Raw genomic sequence first — 14,704 nt, 5'->3', positions numbered from 1 at the left:
CTGTGCACTTTATGAAAGCGTATTGACGAGTTTCTGAACACCGCTCTTGCGCTTGGCCGCCTGGTTCTTGTGGATGATGCCCTTGGAGGCAGCCTTGTCAAGAAGACGACCTGCCTTGTTAGCTGCAAGCTGAGCGGCGTCTTTATCGCCGGCTTCAACGGCAACGCGAACATGCTTAATGACGGTCTTGAGCTCGGAGCGGACAGCCTTGTTACGCTGACGTGCCTTCTCAGCGGTGAGAATGCGCTTCTTCTGAGACTTGATGTTAGCCACGTGTGGTTCCTTTCGAATGTACGATGTGAGGCCTCTACGCTGAGACACGATGAGGACAGCTTTGAAAGTATAGCACGATGCCCCCGGTATGAGCTATTATTTTCTCTATGAATACATACGATACTTCACATATCCGCAACTTTTCCATTGTTGCGCACATTGACCACGGTAAATCGACCATCAGCGATCGCATCTTGGAGCTTACTCATACCGTTGAAGAACGTGACATGGACTCCCAGCTGCTTGACACTATGGACATTGAGCGGGAACGCGGCATTACCATTAAGTCGAATGCCGTTCGCGTTATGTACGACGCGGACGATGGTGAGCGCTACCAGTTCAATCTGATTGATACGCCGGGACACGTTGACTTTACCTATGAGGTCTCTCGATCTCTCGCTGCGTGCGAGGGCGCGGTGCTTGTAGTTGACGCCACGCAGGGCGTCGAGGCGCAAACGGTCTCAAACGCCATGCTTGCCATGAATGCTGATCTGGATATCGTTCCTGCCATCAACAAGATAGATTTGCCCTCAGCCCATCCTGACGAGGTAAAAGAGGAGATTGAAGACAGCCTTGCTATTCCGGCCGATGATGCGGTCTGCGTTTCGGGAAAAACCGGCGAGGGTATCCACGATCTTCTCGAGGCGATTGTCTATCTTGTCTCTCCGCCAAAAGGGGACGAGAAAGCTCCGCTCAAAGCTTTGATTTTGGACTCTTATTTTGACCAGTTCAGAGGCGTAGTGGCAACGGTTCGCGTTTTTGACGGTTCTATCAAGGCCGGCGATCAGCTTATGATGATGCAGGCCAATATAGCGTTTCTTGTTGAGGAGGTAGGCGCCAAGCGTCCGCTTGAGGTGGCTTTTGAAACGCTTTCTGTCGGCGAGGTAGGCTATGTGGTTACCGGTTTGAAGGATCCCGGTGCCGTGCATGTCGGAGATACCTTGACGTATCGTGATGTTCCGTGCGAGAAGCCCCTGCCGGGATATCGAGAAGCGAAGCCTATGGTATTTACGGGACTTTTTCCCATTGACAACAAGCAATACGAAAATCTCCGCGATGCCCTTGATAAGCTGCGCGTGAACGATCCTTCACTGACCTGGACTCCTGAGACGTCAGTGGCGCTTGGCTTTGGCTTTCGTGTGGGATTTCTGGGTCTTTTGCATATGGAAGTGGTCAAGGAGCGTCTTGAACGCGAGTTCGACCTTGATCTTATTGCGACAAGTCCTTCCGTTGACTATCACGTATACAAGACTGACGGCACGATGCTTGAGATGACCAGCCCCCAAGATCTTCCTGATGTGACGCGTATCGATCGCATCGAAGAACCGTATCTCAAGGCGAAAATTATTGTACCTCCGGAGTATGTAGGCGCGGTCATGCAGCTGATCATTGATCACCGTGGCGTTTCAAACGATATGGTGTATTTAACCGACAAATCGGTTGAGATGCATTTTTCAATCCCCTTGGCCGAGCTCATCCTCGACTTCTTTGATCAGTTGAAGAGCCGTACCAAAGGCTACGCTTCGCTTGATTATGAATTTGACGATTACCGTCCGTCTGATTTGGTGAAGTTGGACATTTTACTTGCGGGCGACATTGTAGACGCCCTGTCGTTTATTGTGCACAAAGACAAGGCATATGGTCTTGCGCGTGGTCTGTGCGACCGCTTAAAGGGCATCATTCCGCAGCAACTCTTTGAAGTACCCATTCAAGGCGCGATTGGCAATAAGATTATTTCCCGCTCTACCGTTCGTGCCCGCCGCAAAGACGTGTTGGCAAAGTGCTACGGCGGCGACATTTCCCGTAAGCGCAAGCTGCTGGAAAAACAAAAAGAGGGGAAGAAGCGCATGAAACAGATTGGTTCGGTCGAAGTTCCCCAGGAGGCCTTCCTCGCTGTTTTGAACGTTGATGATGAGTGATTTTGTGAGCGCAGACGTAGCTGAAATTCTCAAACAAGAGGCCACTTCGGCAGGTCTTACCTCTCATCTTGCGCCCTTTGCCCAAGGAGTAAATTTGCGTGAGCGCTTGGCGCGCAATCCCGTTCTCATGGCGCCCATGGCAGGCGTGAGTGACGGAGCGTACCGACTTCTCGCACGCGCGGGAGGCGCGGCTCTTGCCTACAGTGAGATGGTTTCTGTGGCAGGCATTCACTTTGGTGGCGAGAAGACCTGGGAACTTGTCTATCCGCTCGTGCCGGAACCGGATATTGCGGTTCAGGTGTTTGGCTCAAAGCCCGAACAATTTCGTGAGGCGACTGCTCAGATAACTGAGCGTCTTGGCTCAAAGCTCGCTCTTATTGATATCAATATGGCGTGTCCCGTACCGAAGGTTGTCAAAAAAGGGGAGGGGTCAGCTCTTCTCGACAGCCCAAAACAGGCGGCTGAACTCGTGAGAGCCTGTCTGTCAGAGACAAACGTGCCGGTTACGGTCAAGATACGCCGAGGACGTCTGCAAGGCGAGGAACAGGCGCCTGAGTTCGCCCGCGCTATGGAGGCGGCGGGGGCGGCGGCTATAACCGTTCACGGACGCTTTGCCTCGCAGCTCTATCGGGGTACGGCTGATTGGGGCTGTGTGAGCCGTGTTGTGGACGCGGTGTCAATTCCGGTCATCGGCTCAGGAGACCTTATGAGCGCTCAAGATGTCGCATGCGCGCTTACAGAAACGGGCGTGAGCGCGGTGATGGTTGCGCGCGGTACCTACGGAAATCCGTGGATTTTCTCGCAAAGCACAACGCTTCTTGAGGGCAAGGCTATACCTCAGCCAACGCTCTTTCAGCGCCTTTCCGCCTTCAAACTGCACGTGCGCCTTTTGGACGCGGCTCATATCCATATCGCTCGTGCGCGAAGCCTGTCTGCCTGGTATTTTCGAGGCATGCCTCATGCCGCCTATTGGCGCGGGTGGTCGGTGCGATGCGAGAGCGCGTCTGATTTTATACATCTTGCCGACGAGCTTTTCTTTTGCGTGACACATGAGATTAATCCGGAGCATGAGAAGTATGCTGGAAGATAGCAGCTGGTCGGAGCGTCTGCATATGAGTGGCGTCAGGGCGCTCTATGTGCATATCCCGTTCTGCGCGCAGAAGTGCGCCTACTGCGATTTTGCTTCGTGGCAAACAGCGTCTTATGATGCGCTCATGGAGCACTATCAAGCGTCAATTGAGTCTCAGATACAAGAGACGCAGGAGTTGGGCCTGCTTGAGGATTGCCAAAGCGCCTATATCGGTGGCGGCACTCCAACGCTTCTCGGGAAAGCCCTTGGCCGCCTGGTGTCACATATACGGATGAGCGCGCCGGTGCGTGAGTTGTCCTGCGAGGCAAATCCCGATTCGCTTACCGACGGTGTGCTTGCATCCTTACACGAGGCCGGAGCAACGCGCCTCTCTATTGGTGTTCAGAGCTTTGAGGACCGCGAGCTTGCCTTGCTTGGTCGTATCCATACGGCTCAGGAAGCCTTTGAGCGTGTGGAAGCCGCGCTTGCCTTGGATTTTGACGTTTCATGCGATTTCATGTGCGCCTTAGAAGGGCAAACGGAGCGCACATGGCGCCACACGCTTTTGACCTTTTTGCAGCTTGGTGCAGATCATGTGAGCATCTATCCACTGACGATTGAAGAAGGCACGCCTCTTGCACGCCGCGCACGCCGCACGGGAGCCGCATGGAACGATCAGGAGATACAGGCTGAGCGTATGCAGGAGGCCAAGAAGATCCTTGAAGGTGCCAGATATGCTCGCTATGAAGTAGCGAGCTACGCGCGAAACAATGCCGCATGCCTTCATAATATCGCGTACTGGACAGCTCTTCCGTATTTGGGGCTGGGAACCCATGCTGCTTCAATGCTGACGTCTGAAGGATACGCGAAGCTGCGCTCACTACAAAGACAACTTCCCGCAGCTCCGCGCAATGCTGCTCGCGTCCGTCTGACAGTGCAAGATGACCGCCGTACGATAGCTGCCGGCAAGACGCTTGCCGACACCGCTTTTGACGTGGAGTTTTTGAGCGCGCGAGAGGCTGTTGCTGAAGACCTCATGTTGGGCGCCCGTCTTTCAGAGGGGCTTTCGGAGGCGCTCGTCCAGCATGCGCGTGAAACGCTTGGGGTGGCGTGTGTGGACGAGACGCTTGAGAGCTGCGTGCGCGATGAGCTTCTCGCGCAAAACGATGCAAAACGTCTGGCGCCGACAGAGATGGGATGGCTTATGGGCAACGAGCTCTACGGTCGTCTGTGGGATCTGCATTAAGGGAGCCGTTTCTGGGTACAATTTGCGAGATTTGATTCGCGACGATTCGATCATATGGTTGGAGACAATGCATGGCATCAATGAACGAGAAGGACTACTACGCCATTCTTGAGGTCTCGGAGACCGCGACCACTGAGGAGATCCGGAAGGCTTTCCAGGTAAAGGCGCGAAAGCTGCATCCCGATGTCAACAAGGAGCCCGATGCCGAAGTGCGTTTCAAAGAGGTCTCCGAGGCGTATGCCGTGCTTTCCGATGCTGATAAACGCCGTCGTTACGATGCGATGCGCTCAGGCAGCCCCTTTGCGGGAGGTTATGGTCCTTCAGGCTCGCCCGCGGGATCGGGCACATATAGTCAAGATCCGTTTGGCTGGGGTTTTCCTTTTGGAGGCGTCAACTTTTCATCGTGGCGTTCAGGAAATTCACGCCGTTCGCGTGCGTACAAGCCTCAGACCGGCGCTGACATTGAGTATGACGTTACACTTACGCCTGAGCAGGCTCAAAAAGGAGTGCGTAAAGGAATTACCTATCAGCGCTTTGCCGCCTGTGAGGTTTGTCATGGCTATGGCTCAGTGCACCATAGCGAAGCGTCTTCAACGTGTCCCACCTGTGGCGGCACTGGTCACATTCACGTTGACCTGTCGGGTATTTTTGGCTTTGGAACCGTTGAGATGGAGTGCCCTGAGTGCGAAGGTACCGGACATGTGGTGGCTGACCCCTGCGATGCGTGCAGCGGAACAGGTCGCGTGCTCTCCGCGAGCGAGATCGTAGTTGATATTCCGGCGCATGCCCACGATGGGGACGAGATTCGCCTTGAAAACAAGGGAAATGCGGGTACCAACGGCTCAAAAACAGGCGATTTTGTGGTCAGGGTCCGCATTCCTGAGGAACAGGTTACCCTGCGTCAATCTATGGGAGCGCGCGCTATTGGCATGGCTCTTCCGTTTTTTGCGGTTGACATCGCAACAGGAGCTTCACTCATCGGCGCTATTATCGTTATCATGCTCGCTGTTTTCGGCGTTCGCAATATCATTATCGACGGCGTTAAACGCTCGCCGCGCTGGTGGAGAAATCTTGGCAACGCCGCAATCAACGGAGCTGCTACGGGCATCATATGGGCGCTCATGGCCTACATGTTCTTTTCCTGCACTGCAAGTCTTGGGCGCTGGTAGACAAGTCTTGCAGCGAGAAGGACAGGGCGAGAAAGTCGTGTAAAGAGAAAGCCGTGTGGAAAAGAGCCTTTTGCTCGGCGTGAGACGGTTCAGAGTTTTAAGTAATGGGAGACGTAAAGCGTGAAACCAAAGCGAGATTATTATGAGGTGCTGGAAGTTGAGAGAGATGCCGACCAGCGCACGATTAAGAGGGCATTTCTGAAAAAGGCGCGCAAACTGCATCCGGACGTGTCTGATGACCCTCATGCTGAAGACCTTTTCAAAGAAGTGAATGAGGCGTATTCGGTTCTCTCCGATGAAACGAAACGCTCCAACTACGACAGATACGGAGACGCGAGCGGCCCTGCTGGTTTTGGCGCGTCGTCGGGGTATGTCGATATGTCCGATATTTTCGGCGGAGGCTTTGGCGGTTTCAGCGATATCTTTGACTCGTTCTTTGGTGGGCGCAGCGGACGCGGTGGCGCGGCGGCTCGAACTCGCGGCTCCGATATGGCAATTCATCTTTCCGTTACGCTTGAAGAGGCTGCTGCCGGCACGCATAAGACCATTGCCTATGACAGACTCTCGCCGTGTGAGGATTGCGACGGCACTGGCGTTGGTGAAGGCGGACGAGTAGAAACCTGTACGCGCTGTCATGGTACAGGAGCGGTGATGCAGGTTCAAAAAACCGTTTTTGGTCAGATGCAGACCCAAACCGTCTGTCCTGAGTGTGGTGGCACGGGCAAAAAAATTACTGCGCCGTGTGAAACCTGCGCCGGAGAAGGGCGTACTCCTGAGCACGAACGCCTGACAATCGATATTCCCGCTGGTATACATTCCGGCCAATCGCTCGTTATGAAGGGCAAAGGCGAGGCTGGTGTTCGCGGAGACGTTGCGGGAGACCTTATTGTGACCGTTGAAGTTGCGGCTCATGAACATTTTGAGCGTCGCGGTGATGATCTCTACCGAGCGGTTACTATCGACGCTCTGCAGGCCATCGTTGGGACGTCCGTGAGCGTTGCGGGTATTTTGCAGGATGAGAGCATTGAGATTAACATTCCCGCAGGCTGTCAATACGGTCAGCAGATTGTTGTTGAAAACCGCGGTATGCCGCGCATGAACAGTATCGCGCGTGGGAATTTTATTGCCATGATTCAGATACAAACTCCCGTTGATTTGAATCGTACGCAGCTCCTTGATCTAGCCGCCATCGTCGCTGAACGTTCGCTCAATTCATCGGACGCTCCATCTGCGGCAACGAACAAGGCTTCCGCTGAACCAAAAGCTAAGCGTCCCAGACCTCGTAAAAAGACAAGGAAGTAGTATGGCGAACAAGAGAATCGCCTTACTCAATTTGGGATGTCGCGTCAATCGCGTTGAGCTTGACCTTATGGCTGATGAACTCATACGGATGGGCTGCTCGATTGTCGACCAAGAGGACGCCTCAGCCATTATTATCAATACCTGCGCCGTGACAGCGGAAGCGGAAGCCAAGACCAGAAAAGCGGTTCGGCATGCGGCGTCGCTGCCTCAGGCGCCGCTGGTAGTTGCCACCGGTTGTGTTGCCAACCTGTTTGCCGATGAGCTCGCCTCACTTGCACCCAATGTTGTGGTAGAGGTCCAAAAGGATCGCGTTGCTGAAGTGGTCATGCAGGAGCTCGGCTGCGCACTTGAAGGCGTGAGTGATGAGGGATACCTGCTGCGTAAGGCGACTCCGACAGGGCGCACGCGTCCGGGCATAAAGATACAGGATGGCTGTGACAACCGCTGTACCTTCTGCATTGTATGGAAAGCGCGTGGTCCTGCTCGCTCGCTTGCACCGGACGAGGTTATTAAACAGATTAGAGTAGCTCAGAGCCATGGCGCCCAGGAAGTTGTTCTGACCGGCATCAATTTGGGAAGCTATCGCGTAGCGCTTGGCGAAAAGACCGTCCGGCTGCCTGAACTTCTCGATTTGATACTTCAAACTACTACCATCGGTCGGGTGCGCATTTCTTCGCTTGAGCCTCCCGATGTAGACGAAGAGCTTCTTGCGGTTATGGCCTCGTCAAACGGGCGCGTGGCTCCCTTTTTGCACCTGTGTCTTCAGTCCGGCTGCGACGAAACGCTTCGCCGGATGGGTCGTATGTACCAAACCGAGCTGTATCGTTTTGCGGTTGAAGCGGTGCGAGAAAAGATTCCTCATGTGTCGCTTGGCACCGATTTGATTGTCGGATTCCCCGGTGAGACCGAAGAAGAATTTGAAATCTCCCGCGCCTTTTGCGAAGAAATGAATTTCTCAAAGATGCATGTGTTTCGCTACTCCAAACGTCCCGGAACGCCTGCCGCGCAAGCGCTTGGACAGGTATCGCCACAGGTGATGGCTGCGCGGGCGCATACCATGCGTGAGCTTGCGTTTCAGATGCGCTATCAAAGCGCGCGCGGGCTGGTGGGAACAACGGACAGCGTTGTCGTTCAGACGCCTGGCAAAGCGGTTTCCGGAGGTTTATTTGACGTATCACTTGATCCTGGCGTTCCTGTTGATTCACTCATTTCCGTACGTTTTGAATCTGTTTCAAAGGACGCTACACTTAAGGCATCGCTTGTTTCTGTATAACGGAGGAGTATGGAGCCAACACAGATTCGCCTGACTATTCCTGACTCGGTCGATCCCACCGCGCTGATGGGTCCCTCGGACGTGCTTTTGCGCCGTATTGAAGAAGCGCTCGATACGCTCATCTCCGTACGTGGCTCTTCTGTTACCATCTCAGGTCCCGCGTCTGACGCCGAACGCGCTGTATTGGTTTTTTCTCGTCTTATTACGATGGTGGAAGCGGGAAGTGCTCCAACGCTTTCCGATGTCGATATGCTGCTTGATTACGAAGAGAGCGCAGCAACCGCCCCGATTGTCTCGCTTTCAAACGACATTGTGCTCACCAAAGGAAGCCGCTCTATCAGACCAAAAACCGCTGGACAAAAGCGTTATATCGATGCTATTTCTGAGCATACTGTTACCTTTGGCCTCGGTCCTGCTGGTACTGGCAAGACGTACCTTGCTATGGCGATGGCTATCGCGTCGCTCAAACGTAAAGATGTCAGCCGCATTGTGCTGGTACGTCCGGTAGTTGAGGCGGGGGAGTCCCTGGGTTTCTTGCCGGGCACGCTTGAAGAAAAGCTCGATCCGTATGTGCGGCCTCTGTATGACGCGCTCTTTGATATGGTTGATAGAGAACACGCAAACTCCCTTATTGAACAGGGTATTATTGAAATCGCACCGCTTGCTTTCATGCGCGGACGTACCATGAACGACGCCTTCGTTATTTTGGACGAGGCTCAAAATACCACGCCTGAACAGATGAAGATGTTTCTGACTCGTTTGGGCTTCTCGTCAAAGTTTGTCATAACGGGAGATACCTCGCAGCGCGATCTTCTCGGGGAAAGTGGGCTCGATGTGGCGCGCCGGGTGCTTCATGGCCTTGATGACATCGCGTTTATTGATTTGGGCCGAGAAGATATTGTCCGCCACGCCCTTGTTGCTAAAATTGTTGAAGCGTACGAGCGCAGCGAGAAGGACCGGCAGCAAGGTAAGGGAGCACGGTAAGCCATGTCCCATGACTACGACATTTCTATTTCAGAGGGTGTTGAGGTACCTATCTCACAAGATGAGATAATCGCCGATTGCAATCTTGTCCTTGAGCAGGAAGGTATCAGTCGTCCCTGCATGGTGTCTATCTCTGTGGTACGCGATGACGAGATACGTGCGATAAACCGTACCTGGAGACAAAAAGACGCAATCACCGATGTAATCTCCCTGGAAATGGAGCGTCCTGACGATCCTGATTTGATGCCGGGTGAGCCTTGCGAGCTGGGAGACATTGTATTGGCGCCCTGCTATATCAGCCGTCAGGCGACTGACTTCCACACGACACCCGCAGATGAATTTCGCCTGATGCTTGTTCACGCCATGCTTCATCTGCTCGGCTACGATCATCTTGAAGATGCGCAAGCGGAAGTTATGGAAGCTCGCGAAGACGAGCTTGTCGCGCTGATTGTAACGGATCGACCTTTTACCCCCGTGACCTTGACACGCCATCGTGAGGGGACAGACGAATGATTCCAGGCTCAAGAGGAAAACATCCCAATTACCGAAGGAGCCTTCTCTTTGCCGTGCAGGGCTTTCGAAACGCTGTCAGGCAAGAGGCAAATCTGAAGCGCATGCTTGCTATTGCAGGATTAGTTTTGGTTGTCAGTCTTATTGTGGGCCTGGATATCATTGGCTGGATACTCGTTATTGGCTGTATCGGCAGCGTGATTTCGGCAGAACTGCTCAACACCGCTATCGAGACCGTCGTTGACCTTGTTTCTCCCGAGTTTCATCCTCTGGCGGGCAGGGCAAAAGATATTGCCGCCGCCGCCTCATGGTTTATCAGCGGAATTGCCGCCCTTATAGGAATCCTTGTTTTTGCTCGCGCTCTCTTTCATCTGTAACAGGAGGATTTTGTGTCCAATAGTGCTATACCATCTTCAACTTCGTTTCACAGCGGTTTCGTGGCTCTTGTTGGCCGTCCGAGCGTTGGAAAATCGACGCTCGTAAATGCCTGCCTGAATGAGAAAATCGCCATTACGAGTCCCGTGGCGCAAACAACGCGACGGCGCCTGCGGGCCATTGTCAACAGTGATGACTCTCAGTTGGTTCTTATCGATACTCCTGGCCTTCACAAGCCCAAGGACGCTCTTGGAAAAGAACTCAACAAAACAGCTCTCGCAGAGCTGAATGATGCCGATGCCATCGCGTTTTTAATCGACGCTACCAAACCGGTCGGTCGAGGTGATGAATGGGTTGCGCACTACGTCGACAAAGCCAAGGCGCCCTATAAGATCTTGCTTATCACAAAAGCCGATATCGCCGTAGCCGAACAGATAACGGCGCAAATTGAAGCCGCACAACAACTTGCCCGCTTTGATGACGTGCTGGTGCTTTCCGCCGTGGAGGATTTTAATGTCAAGGCCTTCATACAGCTCGTGTCAGAGCATCTTCCCGAGGGACCTCAATGGTTTCCAAATGATATGGACGTTGACGCCTCGGATGAGGATCTTGTGGCGGAATTTGTCCGAGAAAAACTCTTGTGCAATCTGCGCCAGGAGGTTCCTCACTCTGTTGGGGTCGTATGCGACAAGTTGGAGTTTTTAACCGATGACCACGCTTCCATTTCAGCTACGATTCTCGTTGAACGTGAGAGTCAAAAGGGAATTGTGGTTGGCAATAAGGGATCGATGATAAAAAAGGTTGGGATTCAGGCTCGCAAAGACCTTGAAAAGCTCTTCGGCTGCTCAATCTACCTTGACTTGCACGTTCGCGTACAGCCCCAATGGCGCCGGGACGCCAATGAGATACGCCGCCTCGGCTATGCTTCTGAGGACTAAAACGTGCCCGGCAGACGCACACATCGCATACAAGCTCTTGTGTTGGACAGGACAAAGCTTGGCGAACAGGATCTTATCCTGACGCTTCTGTCCTTCGGTGGAGAAAAAATACAGGCTGTCGCCAAGGGCGCGCGGAAGCCCGGCGGCCGCTTTGCAGCGCGGACTGAGCTTTTTTCCGAACTTGACGCTCTTGTGGCCGAAGGACGTTCTCTGGCGGTGATTTCCGAGGCATCGCTTATCGACGCGCATGAGGCTATCAGGGGAGATCTGTCGCGCGTGTCAGCCGCGTCAGTATTGTGCGAAATCGCACGCCTGACGTGCGCCGAAGGATATGAAGATACGTTTTTATTCCCGATTCTTTCCCGAGCGCTTTCAGCGGTCGAAGAAGCCTCAGATGACGCGCATCTTGATTTGATTGTCGCGGCGTACGTTTTTAAGGTGCTTGCGCATGGGGGCTGGAGGCCTGAGCTTGGCTCATGCATCGCCTGTGGAGATGAGGCGCCAACGTTCTTCTCGCCGCGAGCAGGGGGCGCACTTTGTGCGTCGTGCGCTCATGAAGTCGAAGGAGCTGAAGCGGTAACTCCCTCGCAGCTCGCATGGCTTTCGTCTCTTATTTCATTGACGTTTGACCAGCTTGTTGAGGTAGAAATTGACGCAGAGACAGCGTTTTTTCTGCTGAGCACAGCGCATATGTGGGCAGCAACGCATCTTGACGCGCGCCTGCGAGCGTTTGAATTTATGCTGAGTGTGTGATTCTCGGACGAAAAGCTCCCTTCTTTTGGTAGACTTTTACAGGTTGGTACCTCACTCTTAGCAGACCGTCACTGCCGGCGGCTGTCCCAGTGTGAGGCGAATTCACGCGAAAGGCGGTTTCATCATGGCAGTTTCTAAAGAGCGTAAGGCTGAGCTCATCAAGCAGTACGGCAAAGACGAGAAGGACTCCGGTTCCGCTCCGGTGCAGGTTGCGTTGCTGACTGAGCGTATCCGCGAGCTCACCGAGCACATGAAATCCCATCAAAAGGACTTTCACACCCGTCGCGGTCTTCTGATGCTTGTTGGTAAGCGTCGTCGTCTTCTTTCTTACATCAAGAAGAATGACATCGAGGAATATCGTGAGCTTATCAAGAGTCTGGGCATCCGCGACAACATCCAGTAAATAAGGTTATGCAGAGGGCGCCCGCGGGGCGCCCTCTATGTTTGCGAGCCCGTCTGCAATGGGGCAGGCGGAGATAGAAGAGGAATATACATGACAAAAGTAACGCACGAGTTTGACCTCTACGGTAAACACTACGCGCTTGAGGCTGGCGAACTTGCGAAGCAAGCGACAGGAGCCTGCATTGTAAAATGCGGAGACTCTACCGTCCTTCTAACAGCTGTCGTTTCAAAAGAGCGCAAAGATTATGATTTCTTCCCGCTGACGGTTGATTTCATTGAAAAAATGTACGCCGTGGGACGCATTCCGGGAGGTTACCTCAAGCGTGAAGCTCGACCGAGCGAGAAGGCTACCCTTACCGCTCGTATGATTGACCGTCCTTTGCGTCCCTCCTTTCCTGAGGGCTTTCGCAATGAGGTTCAGATTGTCGCCACTTCGCTGGTAGCGGATCAGATTAACGCCGTTGACACCATCTCCGTTATGGGCGCCTCCGCTGCGCTGCATATCGGTGGCGTTCCATATGAAGGACCGCTTGCATGCGTTCGCATTGGACGCAATCCCGAGACCGGGGAGTTCTTGGTAAACCCGACCTATAGCGAGCGCGATCATTCCGATTTGGATTTGGAGCTTGCCGGTTCCGCGACGTTTATCTCAATGCTTGAGGCTGGCGCTCATGAGATTTCCGAGGAGGATATGCTCTCCGCTATGGCCTTCGGTCAAGAGGCGATTGCGGCGTTCTGCGAGGAGCAGAAGAAATTCTTCGCAAAATGGGAAGAGGTCAACGGTCCTATCGAGAAGCGCTCGTATGTCCTGGATGAGCCCATCAGCGAAGTACATGAGCGCATTTTTGCTCACTATGACGAGATGAGCGCGGCTTTGAAGGACGCTGACAAGCAATCTCGCATGACCAAAGTGGCCGATTTGATGGAGGCCATTAAAGCTGAGTTTACGGAAGAAGAGCAGGAGGCGTGGAGTCGCGCCATTGCCGTTGAGCTTAAGGGTCTGGAGAAGCACGCCATGCGCGTTATGGTTGTCGAGACCGGTGAGCGCGTAGACGGCCGTGCGGCAGACGAGATACGTCCCCTTATGGTTAAGCCCGATTATCTGCCGCTGGTGCACGGCTCTGGCCTGTTCCAGCGCGGTCAGACACAGGTGCTTTCCGTTTGTACCTTGGGCATGCTCAATGAGTGGCAGCGCCTTGACACCATTGAACCCGTTGACGGTAAGCGCTATATCCACCACTATAACTTCCCGCCCTTCTGCACCGGGGAAACTGGCCGTATGGGCAGCCCCAAGCGCCGCGAGATTGGCCATGGCGCCCTGGCGGAGCGTGCGCTGCTTCCTGTTATCCCTTCCGAAGACGAGTTCCCCTATGCTATCCGCGTAGTTTCTGAGGTTATGGAATCAAACGGATCGTCTTCTATGGCCTCCACCTGCGGCTCAACGCTTGCGCTTATGGATGCGGGCGTGCCGCTTACACGTCCTGTTTCCGGTGTCGCCATGGGTCTTATTCAGGAGAATGGCAAGACGGTCGTCCTGACAGATATCCAGGGTCTCGAGGACTTCCTCGGTGATATGGACTTTAAGGTTACCGGTACCGTCAAGGGCATCACGGCGATGCAGATGGACAATAAGGCAACCGGTCTTACTCCTGAGATTTTGCGTCAGGCCCTGATGCAGGCTCATGAGGGACGTATGTTCATTCTTGAAAAAATGCTTGAGCAGATTCCGGCGCCTCGCGAAGAAACTAAAGAAACCGCTCCACAGATTCTCTCGCTTTCCATTCCCACTGATAAGATTCGTGACGTCATCGGTTCCGGTGGCAAGGTTATCCGTGGTATCCAGGAGGACACCGGCGCGACCGTTGATATTCAGGAGGACGGCTCTGTCTTTATCGCCGGCACGCTTGGTGCTGCCGAGGCGGCTGCAGAGCGCATCAAGGCCATCGTCAAGGTTCCTGAAGTAGGCGAGGAGTATGCCGGCCGTGTCGTGGGCATTCAGCCTTTCGGTGCCTTTATTGAGCTTCTTCCCGGTAAGGACGGCCTGTTGCATATCTCTCGTGTTGCGCAAGGGCGCGTCGAGAAAATCGAAGATGTTCTCTCCATTGGCGATGAGGTCAAAGTTCGCGTTCTTGAGGTTGATGAGAAGGGCAAGATTTCCCTCGATCGCCTTGACAAACCTGAGGCTCCCGCTTCGTCCGGTAAAAAACATGAAGAGCATGGTGAGCGCCGTCCGCGTCGGGAAACACGTCGTCCTGGCGATAACGGCGGCGAGCACCGCCAGCCGCGTCGCCACCATGACGCCTAAGGATACCTGGCGCAGTTTTGTGACTCTGTAAGCGCTGAATTGCACGCGGTAATGTGGGTACGTTGCAGCCCTGGCCCTGTGATAGTGGCCGGGGCTTCTTTTGCATACTACTGAAGATGTTATTTCTTACATCTCTGCCAATTTATGCAAACTTTTGTACGATTTTCAATATAATAAGTACTATCT

The 14,704-nt window shown here is 53.7% G+C and carries 14 protein-coding genes; 13 read left to right on the top strand and 1 reads right to left on the bottom strand.

Annotated features, from left to right (window positions below):
* Positions 1-9 precede the first annotated feature (9 nt).
* Positions 10-273, bottom strand: coding sequence for a 30S ribosomal protein S20 (gene rpsT, locus HMPREF1527_RS02190; protein ID WP_016477072.1), 264 nt, complete (start codon positions 271-273; stop codon positions 10-12).
* A 107-nt stretch (positions 274-380) separates the two neighbouring features.
* Here rpsT and lepA point away from each other — a divergent pair, with 107 nt between their 5' ends.
* The 13 genes from lepA to HMPREF1527_RS02125 all read left to right on the top strand — a co-directional run bounded on the left by lepA (position 381) and on the right by HMPREF1527_RS02125 (position 14,518).
* Positions 381-2,192 carry a translation elongation factor 4 gene (gene lepA / locus HMPREF1527_RS02185; RefSeq protein WP_016477071.1) on the top strand — a complete coding sequence of 604 codons (1,812 nt, stop codon included), beginning with the start codon at positions 381-383 and terminating at the stop codon, positions 2,190-2,192.
* Positions 2,193-2,196: 4 nt separating this feature from the next.
* Entirely contained in the window at positions 2,197-3,282 is a 1,086-nt protein-coding gene (locus tag HMPREF1527_RS02180; RefSeq protein ID WP_016477070.1) for a tRNA-dihydrouridine synthase, read from the top strand.
* On the top strand, positions 3,269-4,507 hold the full coding sequence (gene hemW / locus HMPREF1527_RS02175) for a radical SAM family heme chaperone HemW (RefSeq protein ID WP_016477069.1): 1,239 nt from the start codon (positions 3,269-3,271) through the stop codon (positions 4,505-4,507). Before HMPREF1527_RS02180 ends, hemW begins: the two co-directional genes overlap by 14 nt.
* 71 nt (positions 4,508-4,578) lie before the next feature.
* Positions 4,579-5,676: a DnaJ domain-containing protein gene (locus tag HMPREF1527_RS02170; protein WP_016477068.1), complete on the top strand. Its 1,098-nt coding sequence runs from the start codon at positions 4,579-4,581 to the stop codon at positions 5,674-5,676.
* A gap of 120 nt (positions 5,677-5,796) precedes the next feature.
* On the top strand, positions 5,797-6,978 hold the full coding sequence (gene dnaJ, locus HMPREF1527_RS02165) for a molecular chaperone DnaJ (RefSeq protein WP_016477067.1): 1,182 nt from the start codon (positions 5,797-5,799) through the stop codon (positions 6,976-6,978).
* Between the two features lies 1 nt (position 6,979).
* Positions 6,980-8,251 carry a MiaB/RimO family radical SAM methylthiotransferase gene (locus HMPREF1527_RS02160; RefSeq protein WP_016477066.1) on the top strand — a complete coding sequence of 424 codons (1,272 nt, stop codon included), beginning with the start codon at positions 6,980-6,982 and terminating at the stop codon, positions 8,249-8,251.
* 9 nt (positions 8,252-8,260) lie between these two features.
* A complete protein-coding gene (locus HMPREF1527_RS02155) occupies positions 8,261-9,235 on the top strand; it encodes a PhoH family protein (RefSeq protein WP_016477065.1) in 975 nt (324 codons plus the stop codon).
* Between the two features lie 3 nt (positions 9,236-9,238).
* A complete protein-coding gene (ybeY, locus tag HMPREF1527_RS02150) occupies positions 9,239-9,748 on the top strand; it encodes an rRNA maturation RNase YbeY (protein WP_016477064.1) in 510 nt (169 codons plus the stop codon).
* A complete protein-coding gene (locus tag HMPREF1527_RS02145) occupies positions 9,745-10,122 on the top strand; it encodes a diacylglycerol kinase family protein (RefSeq protein WP_016477063.1) in 378 nt (125 codons plus the stop codon). Before ybeY ends, HMPREF1527_RS02145 begins: the two co-directional genes overlap by 4 nt.
* 12 nt (positions 10,123-10,134) lie before the next feature.
* On the top strand, positions 10,135-11,058 hold the full coding sequence (era, locus tag HMPREF1527_RS02140) for a GTPase Era (RefSeq protein ID WP_016477062.1): 924 nt from the start codon (positions 10,135-10,137) through the stop codon (positions 11,056-11,058).
* A gap of 3 nt (positions 11,059-11,061) precedes the next feature.
* Positions 11,062-11,811 (top strand): DNA repair protein RecO, encoded by a 750-nt coding sequence (gene recO, locus HMPREF1527_RS02135; protein ID WP_016477061.1) that lies wholly within the window; start codon positions 11,062-11,064, stop codon positions 11,809-11,811.
* Between the two features lie 124 nt (positions 11,812-11,935).
* The gene (gene rpsO, locus HMPREF1527_RS02130) at positions 11,936-12,214 is read left to right on the top strand and encodes a 30S ribosomal protein S15 (RefSeq protein WP_003148251.1); all 279 of its coding nucleotides are present in this window, start codon (positions 11,936-11,938) and stop codon (positions 12,212-12,214) included.
* A gap of 90 nt (positions 12,215-12,304) precedes the next feature.
* The gene (locus HMPREF1527_RS02125) at positions 12,305-14,518 is read left to right on the top strand and encodes a polyribonucleotide nucleotidyltransferase (RefSeq protein ID WP_016477060.1); all 2,214 of its coding nucleotides are present in this window, start codon (positions 12,305-12,307) and stop codon (positions 14,516-14,518) included.
* Positions 14,519-14,704: the final 186 nt, after the last annotated feature.

Origin of the sequence: Atopobium sp. oral taxon 199 str. F0494, assembly GCF_000411555.1 — a bacterium.
Lineage (GTDB): Bacteria > Actinomycetota > Coriobacteriia > Coriobacteriales > Atopobiaceae > Lancefieldella.
The sequence above is the reverse complement of the archived record's forward strand: the minus strand, read 5'-3'. Positions and strand labels throughout refer to the sequence as shown.